Source organism: Xanthobacter autotrophicus (assembly GCF_030015065.1).
GTDB classification, from domain to species: domain Bacteria; phylum Pseudomonadota; class Alphaproteobacteria; order Rhizobiales; family Xanthobacteraceae; genus Xanthobacter; species Xanthobacter autotrophicus_D.
On sequence record NZ_JAIVFN010000104.1, the window covers coordinates 1 to 16705 of the forward strand.

Genomic DNA, 16705 nt, shown 5'->3' on the forward strand with positions numbered 1-16705 from the left:
ATAGTGCATGGCTTCGAGGAACTTGCGGTCATCGCGCCCCTTGTCGCCCCGTCGCGACCGGCAAGCGCGGAACACCTCCAGAGCCACCGCCCAATCCTCGTCCGTCATCCGCGTCAGCATGGTCGACCTCGCCAAAAGCCGACCCGCTATGAATCACCGAAAGGACAAGAAGGGAATCCCCCTCCGACTCAACACGGCGAAATCCGTCCACACCGCCTAGGTCTTTAACGCCTGCGGGCGGCGCGAAGCCCGCCATGGGAAGCCCGCCATGGCATGGGCCGTTGGCAAACGCAGGCCCGGCAGCGGATTTGAGCGGAGTGGTCCCGTCACCTTCAGTTGGCGGGCGGCGTGGGCGGCAGCGTGGGCTTGCGGCCGGGGGCGCCATCCATGGCGGGCTCGGCGGCCGCGGAGCCGGCACGGCTCTTCACGGCCTCGAGCAGCGGCAGCGCGGCGCCCGAGCGCTCGATGAGGCTCAGGGGATCAGCCATCACCATCGGCCTGTCCCACGGCCCGCGCACGCTGAAGGGCAGGTCCACGCCACCGGTCGCGCCCTTGCTGGATGAGGGAAGCAGCGAGGCATGGCCGGCGAGGTCGAGGGACCGCTCGGCGATGGAAATGCTGCCCTCCATGCCGAGGCGCACCTGCTTGCCCTGAAGCTGCATCTCTTCCACCGTCCCGATCCCATCGGTGATGGCGATGCGGCCGCTGAGGTTGGTGAAGGCGGTGCGTCCGCCACGGGCATCGCTGCCGGCGGAGAGCGGCTGGCGCTCGATCCGCTGGAGCACCTGCGCGGCGTCAAGGCCGGCAAGGTAACCGTTGGCGGCCGAGATGGAGGCGCTGCCCGCAAGGGTGCGGGCGATCTCGGCCGCGCTGCCGCCGGTGCCCGAAACCTCCACCTGGATCGTGCCGGTACCCTCGATGCGGCGTACCCCCGCAATATCGTCGAGCGAGCGCCCGAGGTCCACGTCGGTGGCTTCCGCTTCCAGCCGAACCTCCACACCGGCGGCATCCCCGTGGGACCGTGCAGGATCCGGCGCGCCGGGCGCGAGGCTGAGAGACGCGCGCAGCAGCCCGCCCCAGCCGCTGGCTTCGCCCAGCACCATCACCAGCCGGCCGCTCGTGAGCACGGCGCTCGCCGCCACTGTGCTGAGCGTGGTTTCATCCGCCACCACGCGGCCGGCGGAGAGGCGCAGGTCGAGGTCGAAGCCCTCCAGCACCGAGAGGTCGATGGGGCGGCGATCCCAGGTCCTGCCGTCGTCGGTGGTCAGGCGGATGCCGCCATAGGGCGTCAGCGTGATCCGGTCGGCTGCGAAGGTGCCCTGCAGCATCGGCCGGCTTTGGGCCAGCTTGAGGAGGAAGGCGCCGTCGCCGCGGTTGCCGTCGAGTTCCAGCGTGGCGTCGGTCAGGGAGAGCCCGCCATCTTCCAGCGACAGGCGCGTGGTGAGGGCGAACGGGCCAAGGCCTCCGCGCGTGGGCGGCTCGATCCCCGCCCAGTCGAGAAGCGCGCGCAGCGAATCCGTCTCCGCCGACAGGGTGCCCGTGACGACGGGCTTGGGCCCGAGCGCGGCGCGACCCTGGAAGCGGGCCTCTGCCCCGTTGGACGCAAGCACCATCCGCGCCGCCGCCGGCGTGCCCTCGATGAAGCCCGCCGCGTCGTCGAGCGTGAAGGTGATGGTGACGCGCTCGTCGCGCCAGTCGAAGATGGCGGCGAGCGAGAGGCCGCGCCCATCCGCCACCCGGTCGAGGTTGGCGGTGAGGCCGCTCACCAATTCCCGCGTCAGACCACCGTTCGAGCGCCAGGCGATGGTGCCGTCCACGATCCGTAGTTCCGGCCATTGGGCGGCGGCAAAGACGGGAGCCACCGCAAGGGCGGGGGTCAGCCCGTCGCCGGTCAGCACCAGCGTGGGGTGCTCCACGATCACGTCGTCCACCTCGACCCGTCCGGCGAGGAGCCGCCAGACGTCAAGGCGCGTCACCACGTTCTCGGCGTCGAGGGACTGGCCGGACGGCAGGGGGAACGAGACCTTCCCCAGCACCACGCGCGGGGAGGGGAACAGGCGCAAGGCCGGCTCGCCGAGGATGACCACCTTCTGCCCGGTGGAACCGGCGAGCGCCTGGACGGCGACACGGCGCAGCTCGGCGCCGGGCACCACCAGCGGCAGAACGGCCATGGCCACCAGCAGGACGGCCATGATCGCGCCGAAGCCGATTGCCGCCACCACGCCGGCACGGCGGGCATTTTTTCCAAAGCGCAACATGAAGATCTTGATGGCTCCGATGGCGAAGGGCGCCGTCCGCACACGGCGTCTCCACCTCGATACGAAGCGGAACCATCCAAGTCCTCTGTGTCGCTTTGATGGCTCGCTCGGCGTGCTGCGCCGGCTCCGGCAGCGCGGCGGTCGTGTGGCCGCGATCAGGCGGCGCTCCGGGGCGAGCCCGCCTCGGGCGAGGCGCCCCCGGGCGAGGACGAGCCGCCGCCGCGCGCACCCCCGGCCGAGGACCGCAGGGCGGAGGCGGACATGCGCGCCAGGAGAATCACCGGGCCAAGGCCGACGATGAGGATAACCAGGGCGGCCAGGGCGCCGTCCTCATAGGTGCCGCGCGCGGCCTCGCCATAAACGTGGGTGGCGAGCGTCTCGAGCCCCAGCGGCCGCAGCAGCAGCGTGGCCGGCAGCTCCTTCATGGCATCCACGAACACCAGGAGCGCGGCGGTGGCGAGCGCCGGGCGCAGCAGCGGCAGATGGATGCGGCGCACCGTGCGCGGCTTGGACGAGCCGAGGCTGCGGGCGGCCATGTCGAGGTGCAGCGACAATTTCGAGAAGCCCGCCTCGATGCCGCCGATGGGGATGGCGAGGAAGCGGATGGCAAGCGCCAGCACCAGCGCTGCTCCCGAGCCGGACATGATGAGGCCGGTGGAGATGCCGAAGGTCTGGCGCAAGGCATGGTCCAGCGCGTTGTCGAAGCCGGCGAGCGGGCTCAGCAGTCCCACCGCCAGCACCGTGCCGGGCACGGCATAGCCGAGGCTTGCGACGCGCGCGAAGCCGGAGGCCAGGGGCGCACGGGTGAGGCGCTGCGCCAGCGTCACCACGAGGCCGAGCGACAAGGCGAGCATGGTGGCGGCCAAGGCGATGAGCGCGGTGGTGGCCGCTTCGCCGAAGATGCGCTCGGGAAAGCCGGTTTCGGCCATTCGCCGTGCCGCGGAGATGGAGAGATGGACGAAGGGTACGACGAATCCGAGCGTCACCGGAACGGCGCAGAATGCCGCGGCGCCGAGGCCGACCAGGCCGGTGAGCCGGGTCGGGGCCTGCGGGCGCGCCGATCCCGTGGCGACGAAGCGCTTCGCCCGCCGTGCCGCCCGCTCCACCAGGATCAAGGCGAGCACGAGGGTGAGCATCACCAGGGCGATCTGCGCCGCGCCCGGCAGGTTCGAGCGATTCACCCAGGTGGTGTAGATCGACACCGTGAGCGTGCGCACGCCCAGGAATTCGGAGGCGCCGATGTCCCCCAGCGTTTCCAGCAGCACGAGCGTGAGCCCGGCGACGATGGCGGGCCGGGCCAGCGGCAGGCCGACTTTCAGGAAAGCACGCCAGCGGCTCGCCCCCAGCGTGCGGGCCACTTCCAGCGCCGCCGCCGACTGGAGCACGAAGCTCGCCCGTGCCGAGAGGTAGACGTAAGGGTAGAGCACCGCCGACAGCACCAGGACGCAGCCGCCGGTGGAGCGCACGTCGGGCAGGCGCAAATCGCGCGGGCTGGCGATGCCGAGGAGGGCGCGCAGGGCCTCCTGCACCGGCCCGAGCGGGTGCAGCACGTCGAGATAGGAAAAGGCGACGATGTAGCCCGGCACGGCGAGGGGCAGCAGCAGGGCCCATTCGAACACGGCGCGGCCGGGAAAGGCGCAGGTGGCCACCAGCCATGCGCACGGCACCGCGACGGCCAGCGTCACCAGGCCCACGCCGAGCAGCAGCAGCCCCGTCTCCATCATCGCATTGGGCAGGACCGTGGCGATGAGATGGGGCCACATGTCGCCCGACCCCTCCGCCGCGATCGCCGCAAGGGCGATGAGCGGCAGAAGGACGATCAGGGCCACCAGCCCCGAGGCCAGGAGGAGGGGGGAGAAGCGCGCCGGCAGGGTAAAGCGGGCCGGGCGCGGCTCCGGGATGAGGACGGCGTCGGCCAATTCAGCCTCGCTTTTCAGTCCCGTCTCGTCAGTTGTCGAAGCCCACCTTGTCGATGAGTTCGCTGGCGCGCTTGCGGTTCTTGGCGATGTCCACCAGCGCGATCGGGTCCACCTTCAGCGGGCCGAGCCCGGCGATGATGGGGTCGATGGTGGCGGTGGCGAGCACGGGATATTCGAGGTTCTGCTGGGCATAGACCGCCTGCATGGCGGGGGAGACGGCGAACTCCAGGAATTTCACCGCCTCGGCCTTGTGGGGCGCGTTCTTCGCCACGGCGGCGCCGGAGACGTTCACATGGGTGCCGCCGCCCTCGAAGGTGGGCAGGAGCACGCCGATGCCGTCGCCCCACTTCTTCTGGTCGGGGCCGCCCTTGCCGGAGCGCATGAGGCCCACATAATAGGAATTGCCCACCGCGAGGTCGCAGATGGCGCCGAGGATGTCGCGGGCGCCCTCACGGTCGCCGCCGGCCGCCTTGCGGGCGAGATTGGCCTTCACCCCACGCAGCCATTCCTCGGTCTTCGCCTCGCCGTGGTGGACGAGGTAGGCTGCCACCAGCGCCACATTGTAGGGGTGCTGGCCCGAGCGGATGCAGATCTTGCCCTTCCACTTGGGGTCGGCCAGATCCTCGTAGGTGATGGCGGAGAGCTTCACCACGTCCTTCGCGGTGTAGACCAGCCGGGCGCGCAGGGAGAGCGCATACCAGTTGCCGTCGGGATCGCGCAGGTTGGCGGGGATGGCGGCGGTGAGCGCGGGCGAGACGACGGGCTGGGTGACGCCGGCATCCACCACGTCGAGGAGGTTGCCCACGTCCACGGTCATCAGCACGTCGGCGGGGGAACTGGCGCCCTCGGCCTTCACGCGCTCGGCGAGACCGTCCTTGACGAAGACGCTCTTCACCTCGATGCCGGTGGCCTTGGTGAAGGCCTCGAACAGGGGAGCGGCGAGACCGGGCTCGCGGGTGGTGTAGATGTTCACCACCTGCTGGGCGACGGCGTGGGGTGCCAGAGCCTGTGCGGCCACAAGAAGGGCGCTGCCGGCGAGAAACCCACGTGAAAAGAGATTGCGCGAAAGCATGCGGCGCAACGGGCGAGACGTGGCCATTGGTATCCCTCTGTGCTTCGGCCGTCGCGGGGCCACGAAACAGGATGGGATTGTGGCTAACCTTTCGCTTTGCGTTCCGTCAACGAAGAAGAATGGGAGGTGAAAACATTGGAAGACATCTAATTATTCTTTCAAATCATTCCAATTATAATGTGCCACCATTCCCACCTGCCGCAGCGTCAGATTGACGCCGGGGTAGGTCGCTGGCCAAGGAAACCGACCAAGGAAGCCGACCAAGGAAGCCGACCGGGCGCAAACGAAAAAGCCCGGCACGAGGCCGGGCTTTCCGAAAGGGTGGCTGCGCGCCCTGGCGCGGGCGACTCAGTCGTCCAGTTCGCCGATATGGTGCTGGGCGTAGAGCTGGAGGCCGAGCTTGGAGACGAGGTCCAGCTGGGTCTCGAGGAAGTCGATATGGCCTTCCTCGTCTGCCATCAGCTCCTCGAAGAGGTCGCGGCTCGGATAGTCCTTCACCGAGTGGCAGTAGGTGGCGGCTTCCTGGTAGAGCGCCCGCGCGTCCAGCTCTGCGGCGAGGTCGCAATCGAGGATTTCCTTCACGTCCTGGCCGATCCGCAGCGGGTCGAGGACCTGCATGTTCGGGAAACCGTCGAGGAAGAGGATGCGGTCGGTGAACTTGTCCGCGTGCACCATTTCCTCGATGGACTCGGCGCGCCACTTCTTGGCGAGGGCCTTGTAGCCCCAGTTGTCGAGCATGCGGTAGTGGAGCCAGTACTGATTGATGGCGGTCAGCTCCGAGCGCAGCCCCCTATTGAGGTACTCGATAACCTTGGCATCGCCCTTCATGTTCTGCTCCTGAAGCCTGATGGCATCTTGTTTGGATTCATCGTTAGACTAATTCTAATTTCAAGGCAAGATCGGTTACCCGATACCCGAGCGATTTCAGCCGCACGAGAGAGGACGTTGCGGAAGGGGTGCCGGGAGACCTGTGGCGGCTATTCCGCCGCCACCATTCCGGTGATGGCCGCGACCGGGCAGTCTTCAGCGCACGCGCCACAATTGTGCGCCTGCGCCTGGTCCATCAAGGCGCGGATGGTGCGCGCGCAGCGACCGCACTGGGGGGAGCAGCCGAGACAGCGATAGACCTCGCCGGGGGTTCGCAATCCCTGGGAACCGGCAAGGGCGTCGAGCACTTGACGGTCTGAAAAGACGTTGCATGAACATACGATCATGGCCAGGCTCGGAACGGTTAAATTGGAATGCTTCTAAAAACTTGGATCTATTACATTTTTTGCAGATGGAGGGGGCTTCCGTCAACTCCGTAGGAATGCGACATGGTGCTTCGCCGGCCATGACGAAAGTCATGGGACTCCAGAATGGAGTAATTCCATTTTTCTAACCTGTCCCCGCTGGTGCCTCGCCACCGTGTTCGCGCCGGGCTCTATCCCGGCGGAAGTCGCAGGCAGGCGATGAGTCCGCGGGCTGGTTCCGGCCTCACCTCGAAAACGCCGCCGAGCGCTTCGGCCTCGCGGGCAAGGCGTGCCAGACGCAGCGGCAGCCCGGATGCGGCAAAGCGGTCTCCGGCCGCCGGCGGCGCGAGCGGGTCGAGCGCCCCGGCGAGCGCCACCTCGTCCAGTCCCGCCCCGCCGTCGCTTACCTGGAGGCAGGCGGCGGCCTCGCCGTCCTTGAATACCGAGACGCTGATGCTTGCGCCCGCGGGCGTCGCCGCCAGCGCCTCTTCCAGCATCAGCCGCGCCAGACGGGACAGATGGGCGCGCCGCGTCGTCACCATCAGGGTGTCCGGCGCGTCGAGCCTCAGGGCGATGCCCCGGCGCCGGGCCGACGGCGCGGCGTCCGCCACCGTCGCGATCACCAGCCCGGACAGGTCGCAGGGGGCGGCTGTCGGCTGATCGGTGCCGGTGGCGAGGGCGGCGAGATCGTCGAGGGTCGCCGCGACGGATGCGAAAGCGGCGCGTTCCGGCTCGGGGAGTGCGGCGGAGGGCTGCGCTCCGGCAAGGCACGCCAGCGGCGCGGCGAGCGCCTGCCGCAGGCGGTCCGCGAGATGCGGGAGGCGGTCCGTCTCCGGAGGCGCTGCGACTGTCCCGGCGGGCGAATCGGGACCCACCACCACGCACAGCATCTGGTCGTCGGCGCCGGCGCGGGTGATGCCGGCCCGGCCCGGCGACTGGGTTCCGGCGCGATCGCGCACGGCGAGGGCAACCTCGACGGATGCGGCGCCGGCCGCGACCCGATCGAGGGCCGCCACCACGGTGGCGCGGTCCTCGGGCGCCACGGCGATGGTGAACGGCTCGCCGGCAAGGTCCATGGCGGCAAAGCCGAGCCGCTCGGCGGCCGCGCGGTTGGCGAGGCGGATGGTGCCTTCCGGTTCCAGCAGGAACACAGGCCACGGCACCATGTCGAGCGCATCGCGGCGGGTGATGGCACGGGCCTCGCGGCCTTCCGCCTCGCCCAGTGGACGGATCACGTGGACCAGCGCCGGTCGGCCGCCGAACGGTGCGGCCACGAGGCGCACCTCCACCGGCAGCCGGGCGCCGGCGGCGGTGGCGAGGTGCAGGCTGGCGCCGTCCCGCACCAGCACGGCGTCGAGCCCACCCGCCGCCTCGATGTCCGCAAGGTCTTCCCACCCGGTCAGGGTCAGCAAGGTGCGGTTGGCATAGGCGGCCGCGCCGTTCTGCTGCACCAGAAGCCCCAGGGGCAGGCGATCCAGCAGGTCGAGGTCGTCGGTCATGGCCGGCTGGCCGGGGCCGGATCCGGGCTCCGGTTCGGAGGGCGCCGGCATTGCGGCGTCGAAGGGGACGGCCACGGCGGAAGCGGCAGGGCGCGCGCCGGCGGGGGGCGAAGTCTCTTGGGACGGGTCCGCGCGCGGCGCGTCCGGACGCGGCTTCGGCCAGTCCTCGATGGCGGCGGCCAAGGTGCGGGCGATCTCGCGGAAGGCCGAGCGTTCCTGCGGCGACAGGGTTCCCGAACGCAGCGGCACCACATTCTCCCCGAAGCCTTCCGGCTCGGCGGACGGCGGCGGAGCCGGGTTTGCCGGCCGGGCGGGTGCGGGGGGTGTCGTGGCCGCGCTCAGCACGCCGAAGCCGCGGATGCCCTGGCGGCGGCGCGCGGCGTCGAACACGGGCGCGCCGCCCAGGGACAGGTCGAGCGCGGCCTCCTCCGGCGACGATGCGGGCACGAAGGCCTTCACATCGCTGAAGCTGCCGCCTGCCACGGCCTCGGCCGCCGTGCCGTGGGACAGGAGGAGGCCGTCTTCCTCCAGCTGGGCGAAGGTCGCGCCCAAGAACCGGCCGGCCCGCGCGCCGAGGGCGCTGGCGAACACCGGCGAGAGGGCGCGGATCTGGTCCTCGGCGTCGGTCTCGAAAGTGATGCGGATCGGCTGCGCGAACAGCGGCTGCAGCGCCACCGGGATGTCGGGAGCGCCGGCCGGCCGTGGGGCGGCCTCGCCGGCGGAGGGGGGCGTGAAGGATGCGGGATCGGCGAACAGCACCGCCGCGCCGGTGGGCAAAGCGAGCGGCGCGTAGCGGAACAGGCGCGGGACGAAGCTGCCGCGCAGGCGCAGCCGCGCGAAGCCGAAGCGCGCGAGGGTAAGGTGCGACAGCTCCCGCGCCACTGCCGCCACCGCCTCGGGGGCGTTCGTGCCGGCAATGATCCCCAGCGCCGCGCTGGCCTGCGTGGCCTCGATCACGCGGGCCGACGGCACGGCCACCAGGAAGGAGGGAAGGTCCCGTCGCTGGAGCGGGGCGAGGATCGTCTCGGTCCCGAGGGCCAGGCCCGATCCGGGAAACGAACGTGCGCCGGGCTGCGTCGAGGTGGGCTGCGAAGTGGGCTGCGTCATGGGCTGCCGAAGGTCCGTTCCGCCGCGTGCTGGCCGAATCTGGGGGCGGAGCGCTGCCCATAGTCATGACTATTGATTAACGTCAGTGCAATTGGTGCGCATTTTCGGCATTCATATTGGCGAAGCGCAACCGTGCCATATTAGGATAATGCCGGTGCGGTTGTTTGCGCCGCCCCAAAACCCCGGAGGAGTGACGGCCATGACGACGAAGTTCGGTCCGGATCTGGAACTGCCCGCCGAGATGCGGGCCATCGCCGAGAAGAATGTGGCGCAGGCCCGCCAGGCGTTCGAGACCCTGTTCCAGAACGCGCGCGAGACGGTCGGCGATACCGAAGGGCATTTCGAGGACGTGCGGTCCGGCATGAAGGATCTGCGCCAGAAGGCGATCGGCCTCATGGAAGCCAATGTGGAAGCGAGCTTCGACTTCCTGCACCGGCTGGTGACCGCCAAGAGCCCGCAGGAAATGATGAGCCTGCAGGCCGAGTTCCTGAGCACCCAGATGAAGACGGTGGCCGAGCAGGCCAAGGCCTTCGGCGTGGAAGCCAAGTCGCTTGGCGAGACCACGGTGCGCAGCCTCGACGAGCACGCGCGCACCCTCGCGGAGAGGCTGAAGACCCTGGCCGCCGCCGCTGCGCAGAACGCCCAGAGCGCCGCTCAGGACTTCAAGTCCGTGAGCGAGACGGCGGTCCGGGACGCCAAGACCACCGCCGAGCACGCCGCCTCCTCCGTGACGCCGGATCCGAACCAGTCGCACTGAGGTATCGTGGAGGGTTTTTCAGTCGCTCTGATTTATTAAGTGGCTGAAATACCTCTAGCTTGGCTTGTGCAGCGCAGAATTTCTTTTTGCGCTGCACGTTTTGTTCAGATATAACCTCCAAGTCGAGGTTTCACAGCCATTGTCGTGCTTGTTCGAAGGTTCAAGGCGGGCGCTCTGCCGGTCTTCTCCTCGCAGGTGCGCAATTGTGCCTCGGCGCACGGACCGGGCTGCCCGTTTTACCGAGGATGACATGAACGACACCTTCATCAAGGCCTATCAGGACCAGGTCGAAGCCGCGAAAAAGGCGTTCTCCGGCCATGCCATTCCCGGCATGGAAGTGCCTCCCGCGGTGCGCGAGATCGCCGAAAAGGGGCTCGCCACCTGCCGTGAGAACTATGCCAAGCTCAAGGATACCGCCGAGCAGGTGAACGCCGCGCTCGAGGACACCTACACCACCGCCAGCAAGGGCGTGGCGCAGTACAACGCCAAGTTGCTCGAGGCCCTTCAGTCGAACGTGAACTCCTCGTTCGACTATTTCAATTCGCTCCTCGCCGCCAAGACGGTGACGGAGGCCGTGGAGCTTTCCACCGGCCATGCCCGCAAGCAGTTCGAGGTTCTCACGGGCCAGGCGAAGGATCTGTCCGCCCTGGCCCAGAAGGTGGCCGCGGACTCGTCCGAGCCGCTGAAGTCCTCGGTGGAAAAGACCATCCGTCCGGCCGCCTGAGGCGACCTTCGGACCGGCCAGCCAGCCGTTACACTCTGCCCGATACGCCCGCCGCGTGCGTCCCATGACGCTTGACGCGGCGGGCCCGCCTTGCAATGACGCGGGCGTTCCACCCCGCGAGCGTTCGCATGCGTGCCCTTGGTTCCGTTTCGCCCCTGCTGGTTGTCGGCCCCTCCTGGGTCGGCGACATGGTCATGGCGGCGAGCCTCGTCGAGGTGCTGCGCCTGCGTGAGCCCGGCCGCCCCATCGACGTGCTGGCGCCCCCCGCCGCCGTGCCCATCGCCCGCATGATTCCCGGCGTCCGCCGCGCCATTCCCCTCGGTCTCGGCCATGGCGAGCTTGGCCTTCTCGCCCGTTGGAAGGCTGGTCGCGCGTTGCGCAACGAGGGTTACGGCAAGGCCATCATCCTGCCCCGCGCCTTCAAGGCCGCCATCGTGCCGCTCGCGGCCGGCATTCCCGAGCGCGTGGGCTACAAGGCGGAGCTGCGCAGCCCGCTGCTCACCGACGCCCGGCCCGATCCCGACCGCAAGACCGCCCGCACCCTCGACCGCTTCGTGGCGCTGGGCCTGCCGGTGGGCTCCATCGCGCGCCCGCCGCGCCCGCGCCTGATGTTGCCCGACGGGGTGGTGGACGTGGCCGCCGCCAAGTTCACGCTTTCCGGTGACGGTCCGGTGATGGTGCTGTGCCCCGGCGCCGAATACGGCCCTGCGAAGCGCTGGCCGGCGGCCAGGTTCGCCGCCCTCGCTGCGCTGGCCGTCGCCGCCGGCTATCGCATCCGCATCCTCGGCTCGCCCAAGGACCAGGAGGCGGCCGATGCCATCGCGGCGGGCGCGGGCGTGCCGGTGGACAATCTGGTGGGCCGCACCTCCCTCATCGAGGCCGCCGCCATCCTGTCCGAGGCGGACGTGGTGATTTCCAACGATTCCGGCCTGATGCACGTGGCCGGCGCCTTCGACCGGCGCCTCGTGGTGCTCTATGGCGCCTCCTCCGAGAAGATGACACCGCCGGCCTCGCCCTTCGCCCGCGTGATGGCGCGCGAGCTGCCGTGCCGGCCCTGCCACAAGCGGGTCTGCCCGCTGGGAACTCTCGCCTGCCTCGAAGGCATCGCCGCCGAAGAGGTTCTCGCCGCCGCCGAGCAGATGCGTCGATGAAGGTGCTGGTGGTGAAGCTGTCCTCGCTGGGCGACGTGGTGCACACGTTTCCGGCGCTGACGGATGCCATGGCCGCCCACCCCGGCCTCGAACTCGACTGGGCGGTGGAGGAGGCGTTCGCCCCCGTGGCGCGCCTGCATCCGGCGGTGCGGAACACCATCGTCGTCCCGCTCCGGCGCATGCTGCGCAAGCCGCTCAAAGCCCTGCGCTCCGGCGAGCTGGCGCACATCCGCGCCGCGCTGGGCGCCGGGCGCTACGACGTGGTCATTGATGCCCAGGGCCTGATGAAGAGCGCGGTGGTGGCATCGCTCGCCCAGGGAACGCGGCACGGCTTCGATCGCGCCAGCGCGCGCGAGGGGCTGGCCGCGCTCATCTACCATCGGCGCCATCACATGCCCGAGGTGGAGCATATGGCAGTGCGCATCCGCAAGCTCTTCGCCGCCGCGCTGGGTTACAGCCTCGATGGCCGGCCGGCGGATGCGGGATTGGCGCCCGCGCCGCAGGCCGGGATGGCCTATCTGGTCTTCCTCCATGGCACCACCTGGCCCACCAAGACCTGGACCCGCGCCGGCTGGCGGGCGCTGGCGGAACACGCGGGGGCGGCGGGCCTCGACATCCGCCTGTTTGCCCATGGCGAGGTGGAGCGCGCCCGCGCCGAGGCCATCGCTGAGGGGCTGCCGAATGTGCACCTCCTGCCGCCGCAGACGCTGGAGACCCTCGCCCCGGTGATCGCCGGCGCGGCGGGGGTGGTGAGCGCGGATACCGGCCTCGGCCATCTGGCCGCGGCATACGGGGTGCCGACCGTGGGGCTTTATGGCCCCACCGACCCGCGCCTGACCGGGCTTTTCGGCCCGCGGGCGGTGGAGCTGAAGGCGACCCGCGATTGCGCCCCGTGCGAGAAGGCTCGGTGCCGCATCGCGCCGCAGGTGACCGAGGGCCCGCCTTGCCTCGCGGACATTTCCGCCGCCGAGGTCTGGCGGACGCTGGTGGCGCTCAGGGCCTGAGCGGGGCCGAACATGGACAAAGGGTGACGCGGCGTGGCAAACCCTGCGCCCGACCTCAAGATGGGATGCTCCATATGACCCGATCGGTGGCGCTCAGCCGCGACCTTCTTCTCGTCACGGGCGGGGCGGGCTTCATCGGCTCCAACATCGCCCGCGCCGCCGCCGAGGACGGCTATCGCGTGGTGGTGGCCGACTGGCTGGAGGACGGCCCCAAATGGCGCAACATCTCCGACATCGCGCTGCATGACGTGATCCGTCCGGAGACGGTGAACGCCTTCGTGGAGAAGGAAGGCGGGCGCCTTGCCGCCGTGGTGCACATGGGCGCCATCTCCGCCACCACCGAGCGCGATGCGGACAAGATCGTCGCCCGCAACATCCGCTCGACGCTCGATCTGTGGGAGCTGTGCGCGCGCAAGGCGCTGGGCCTCGTCTATGCCTCCTCGGCCGCGACCTATGGCGATGGCGCCTCCGGCTTCCGCGATTCCGAGGAGGCGGCGGACCTTGGCGCCCTGGCGCCCCTGAACCCCTATGGCTGGTCGAAGCTGTTCGTGGACCGCCGCATCATGGCGGACGTGGCGGAGGGCCGTCCGCGCCCGCCGCAATTCGCCGGCCTGCGCTTCTTCAACGTCTATGGCCCCGGCGAGGGCCACAAGGGCGACATGCGCTCGGTGGTGCACAAGATCTATCCCGCCGCGGCGGCCGGGGAGGACGTGACCCTCTTCAAGTCCCACGATCCGCGCTACGAGGATGGCGGGCAATTGCGCGACTTCGTCCATGTGGGCGACTGCGTGGAGGTGGTGCGCTGGCTGCTGGAGAGCCCGGACGTGTCCGGCATCTTCAATGTGGGCACCGGCGAGGCGCGCTCGTTCGCGGATCTCGCCAAGGCGGTGTTCTCGGCGCTGGGCGATGAGCCGCGCATCTCCTACGTGGATATGCCGGAGAGCCTTCAGAAGGCCTACCAGTATTTCACCCAGGCCGATGTCTCGAAGCTGCGCGCGGCGGGCTTCACGCGACCCTTCACCTCGCTGGAGGAGGGTGTCGCATCCTATGTGAACGGCCATCTGAAGCCGCGCAACGCGGCGTGAGGACAGAGCATCATGGCGGGTAAAGGCGCAGCGGGTCCCATCGCCGTCATCGGCGACGTGATGGTGGACCGCTATATCGTCGGTTCCGTTTCGCGCATCTCCCCGGAGGCGCCGGTGCCGGTGCTGGTGCATGGCGCCGAGCGCATCGTGCCCGGCGGCGCCGCCAACGTGGCCGCCAATGCGGCGGCGCTGGGGGCGCAGGTCATCCTGGTGGGCCTCGTGGGGGATGACCCGGAAGCCGACGCTCTGAAGGGGGCGCTCGCCGCCTATCGCGACATTGAGCTGTCCAGCCTGGTGGCGGACGCAGGGCGGCCCACCATCACCAAGACGCGGGTGATGAGCGGGCGCCAGCAGATCGTCCGCATCGACGCCGAGATCCTCACCCCGCCGGCGCAAGACACCGTCGCGCGCCTCGTCGCCGTGGTGGAAGAGGCGGTGGGGCGCAGCTCGGTGGTGGTGCTTTCCGACTATGCCAAGGGCGTATTGTCGGATGTGGTCATCGCCGCCGCCATCGCGGCGGCTCAGGCGAAGGGCGTGCCGGTGATCGTCGATCCCAAGCGTCGCACCTTCGAGGCCTATCGCGGCGCGACGCTGGTCACCCCCAACCGGCTGGAACTGGCCGCCGCCACCGGCCTGCCCGACACCACCGACGCCGAGGCGACCGTCGCGGCCGAGGCCGCCTCGCGCCAGTTCGGCGGCGACGTGCTGGTGACCCGCGCCGAGAAGGGCATGACGCTCTGGCGCCGCGGCGGGCAGGTGCTGCACGTGCCGGCGCAGGCCCGCGAGGTGTTCGATGTGTCGGGCGCCGGCGACACGGCGCTGGCGGCGCTCGCGGTCTCCCTCGCTTCGGGTCACACGCTGGAGACCAGCGTGCATTTTGCCAATGCCGCCGCCGCCGTGGCGGTGGGCAAGATCGGCACCGCGGTGGTGACGCGGGCGGAGCTCAACGCCGCCCTCGATGCCAGCGTGCCCGAGGGTGCGGAGCCCGGCGCGCTGGTGGACCGCGCCCGCGCCGCCGCCGTCATCGCCGGCTGGCAGGCGGCGGGCGCCCGCGTGGTCTTCACCAACGGCTGCTTCGATCTGGTCCATCCCGGCCACGTCTCCATTCTGGAGGCCGCGGCGCGGGAGGGCGACCGGCTGGTGGTGGCGCTGAACACCGACGCCTCGGTGCAGCGTCTGAAGGGGCCGACCCGTCCGGTGCAGGACGAGGCGGCCCGTGCCCGCGTCATCGGCGCGCTGCGCTGCGTCGACCTGGTGGTGCTGTTCGAGGAGGACACCCCCCTTGAGATCATCACAGCGCTCGGACCGGACGTGCTGGTGAAGGGCGCCGATTACCGCGAGGACGAGGTGGTGGGCGGCGACGTGGTGAAGGCGCGGGGCGGGCGGGTCGCTCTCATTCCGCTGGTGGAAGGACGCTCCACCTCCGCGCTGGTGGCGAAGGCAAAAGGGTAGGGGACTGGGCGTGCCGCACCGGAGGGCTGTCGGATCCACTACATGAGGCGATTTGAAATATGTAATATTTTTCAATATATTATAAGTGATGGCTAAAGTTCTCACGCATCACTTTAAGAGGTGCATTGACACCTTTTTCGCCGCCTGCCGGGTGGTGGGGACGCGACCATCCGGCCGCCCCAAACGGCGCATATCCTCTATCTGATACCAACGGCCTCGGCCTTTGACCGATGCCGAGAGGGTCACGCCCAGGCGCCGCGCGGGCTCTGCGGTGAGCTGGGGAAGCGGCGCTAGCGCCGGCAGGCACGTCCGCCAAGCCGCAGTTGCGGCGCGGCGGAGTGGCCCTATAGTCGTGGCGTCGTCGGTGTCCGCTTTCGGGCGGACCAAGAGGGAATGCGGTGCGGGAGGGGTCTCCCAAAGCCGCGGCTGCCCCCGCAACTGTCGGCGGTGAGTGGGCCTGCAACATGCCACTGGAGCCATCCGGGAAGGCGCGGGCCCTGCGACGATCCGCGAGCCAGGAGACCTGCCGGAGACACGTCGCCCTTCGGGCGGCGACCCATCGTCGGGGCGCCATCCTGGGGCACCAGAGAACCCTCGGAGGGAGGGTTGAAAGGACAGGCCATGACACGCCACAGCCATCCCCCGGAGGCCGCCTGCGCGCGGGCCGGCATGGGCCGCGCTCATGTCGCTGCCTTGCGGATCCCATTCTCCCGCTTTCTCTCCCGGCCAGTCGCTTGAGCGGCGGCCTGGTCCTGGTGCTGGGCGGGGCGCGCTCTGGCAAGAGCCGCTTCGCCGAAGCCGAGGTCCGGCGCCAGCAGGCGCCCTGGGCCTATATCGCCACCGCCGAGGCCCGCGACGCTGAGATGGCGGCGCGCATCGCCCTGCACCGGTCCCGGCGCGGCGAGGGATGGCAGACCCATGAGGCGCCCCTCGACCTCGCCGGACGGCTCCAGGCGCTGCCGCCCGAACAGCCGGTCCTGGTGGATTGCCTGACGCTCTGGCTCACCAACCATCTATTGGCGGAGCACGACCTCGCCGCCGAGGGCGCGGCCCTGGAGCAGGCCCTGGCCGCGCGACCCGGCCTCACCGTCTGTGTCGCCAACGAGGTGGGCTTCGGCATCGTGCCGGACAATGCGCTGGCCCGGCGCTTCCGCGATGCCGCCGGCCTTCTCAACCAGCGCCTTGCCGCCCGCGCGCGCCGGGTGGTGCTGGTGGTGGCCGGCCTGCCCCTGATCGTGAAGGAGGAGGCGCCGTGAGCGATCCCGTTTCATCCCCCGCCGCCGATGACGCCGAAGCCGCCCGCCATCGCGCCAAGATGGAGAAGCGCAAGGCGGTGCAGGACAAGGAGGTGGCGGAAAAGACCATCGAGAAGGGCCTGCTTATCGTCCATACCGGCCCCGGCAAGGGCAAGAGCACGGCCGCCTTCGGCCTCGCTTTGCGCATGT

The 16705-nt window shown here is 69.7% G+C and carries 14 protein-coding genes and 1 riboswitch; of the genes, 8 read left to right on the forward strand and 6 right to left on the reverse strand.

The genetic code is table 11. The features are described from left to right. Nucleotides 1-332: 332 nt before the first annotated feature. From K9U40_RS17740 to K9U40_RS17765, 6 genes are all read right to left on the reverse strand, one after another. Nucleotides 333-2300, reverse strand: a complete 1968-nt coding sequence (locus K9U40_RS17740; RefSeq protein ID WP_282891464.1) for an AsmA family protein — start codon at nucleotides 2298-2300, stop codon at nucleotides 333-335. Between the two features lie 113 nt (nucleotides 2301-2413). Further along, a complete protein-coding gene (locus K9U40_RS17745) occupies nucleotides 2414-4177 on the reverse strand; it encodes an ABC transporter permease (protein ID WP_282891465.1) in 1764 nt (587 codons plus the stop codon). Nucleotides 4178-4205: 28 nt separating this feature from the next. Continuing rightward, nucleotides 4206-5276, reverse strand: coding sequence for an extracellular solute-binding protein (locus K9U40_RS17750; RefSeq protein WP_282891466.1), 1071 nt, complete (start codon nucleotides 5274-5276; stop codon nucleotides 4206-4208). 321 nt (nucleotides 5277-5597) lie between these two features. Further along, nucleotides 5598-6077 (reverse strand): bacterioferritin, encoded by a 480-nt coding sequence (gene bfr, locus K9U40_RS17755; RefSeq protein ID WP_282642417.1) that lies wholly within the window; start codon nucleotides 6075-6077, stop codon nucleotides 5598-5600. Nucleotides 6078-6226: 149 nt separating this feature from the next. Further along, complete coding sequence (locus K9U40_RS17760; RefSeq protein WP_282891467.1) at nucleotides 6227-6463, reverse strand: (2Fe-2S)-binding protein; 237 nt, start codon at nucleotides 6461-6463, stop codon at nucleotides 6227-6229. A gap of 209 nt (nucleotides 6464-6672) precedes the next feature. Continuing rightward, entirely contained in the window at nucleotides 6673-9087 is a 2415-nt protein-coding gene (locus K9U40_RS17765) for a sensor histidine kinase (protein WP_282891468.1), read from the reverse strand. Nucleotides 9088-9286: 199 nt separating this feature from the next. On the opposite strand from K9U40_RS17765, the gene K9U40_RS17770 reads away from it, so the two are divergent. From K9U40_RS17770 to K9U40_RS17805, 8 genes are all read left to right on the forward strand, one after another. After that, nucleotides 9287-9844, forward strand: a complete 558-nt coding sequence (locus tag K9U40_RS17770) for a phasin family protein (RefSeq protein ID WP_282891469.1) — start codon at nucleotides 9287-9289, stop codon at nucleotides 9842-9844. A gap of 250 nt (nucleotides 9845-10094) precedes the next feature. After that, nucleotides 10095-10568: a phasin gene (locus tag K9U40_RS17775; RefSeq protein ID WP_282891470.1), complete on the forward strand. Its 474-nt coding sequence runs from the start codon at nucleotides 10095-10097 to the stop codon at nucleotides 10566-10568. A 128-nt stretch (nucleotides 10569-10696) separates the two neighbouring features. After that, a complete protein-coding gene (waaF, locus tag K9U40_RS17780; protein ID WP_282891471.1) occupies nucleotides 10697-11719 on the forward strand; it encodes a lipopolysaccharide heptosyltransferase II in 1023 nt (340 codons plus the stop codon). Beyond that, on the forward strand, nucleotides 11716-12723 hold the full coding sequence (gene waaC / locus K9U40_RS17785; protein WP_282891472.1) for a lipopolysaccharide heptosyltransferase I: 1008 nt from the start codon (nucleotides 11716-11718) through the stop codon (nucleotides 12721-12723). Before waaF ends, waaC begins: the two co-directional genes overlap by 4 nt. A 74-nt stretch (nucleotides 12724-12797) precedes the next feature. Then, a complete protein-coding gene (gene rfaD, locus K9U40_RS17790) occupies nucleotides 12798-13808 on the forward strand; it encodes an ADP-glyceromanno-heptose 6-epimerase (protein WP_282891473.1) in 1011 nt (336 codons plus the stop codon). Nucleotides 13809-13820: 12 nt separating this feature from the next. After that, nucleotides 13821-15260 carry a D-glycero-beta-D-manno-heptose-7-phosphate kinase gene (gene rfaE1, locus K9U40_RS17795; protein WP_282891474.1) on the forward strand — a complete coding sequence of 480 codons (1440 nt, stop codon included), beginning with the start codon at nucleotides 13821-13823 and terminating at the stop codon, nucleotides 15258-15260. A gap of 345 nt (nucleotides 15261-15605) precedes the next feature. Then, a riboswitch (cobalamin riboswitch) is annotated at nucleotides 15606-15805 on the forward strand. A gap of 189 nt (nucleotides 15806-15994) precedes the next feature. Then, the gene (cobU, locus tag K9U40_RS17800) at nucleotides 15995-16516 is read left to right on the forward strand and encodes a bifunctional adenosylcobinamide kinase/adenosylcobinamide-phosphate guanylyltransferase (protein ID WP_282891475.1); all 522 of its coding nucleotides are present in this window, start codon (nucleotides 15995-15997) and stop codon (nucleotides 16514-16516) included. After that, nucleotides 16513-16705: cob(I)yrinic acid a,c-diamide adenosyltransferase (locus tag K9U40_RS17805; RefSeq protein ID WP_432715927.1), on the forward strand; the 193-nt coding region annotated here is incomplete at its 3' end. The genes cobU and K9U40_RS17805, both read left to right, overlap by 4 nt.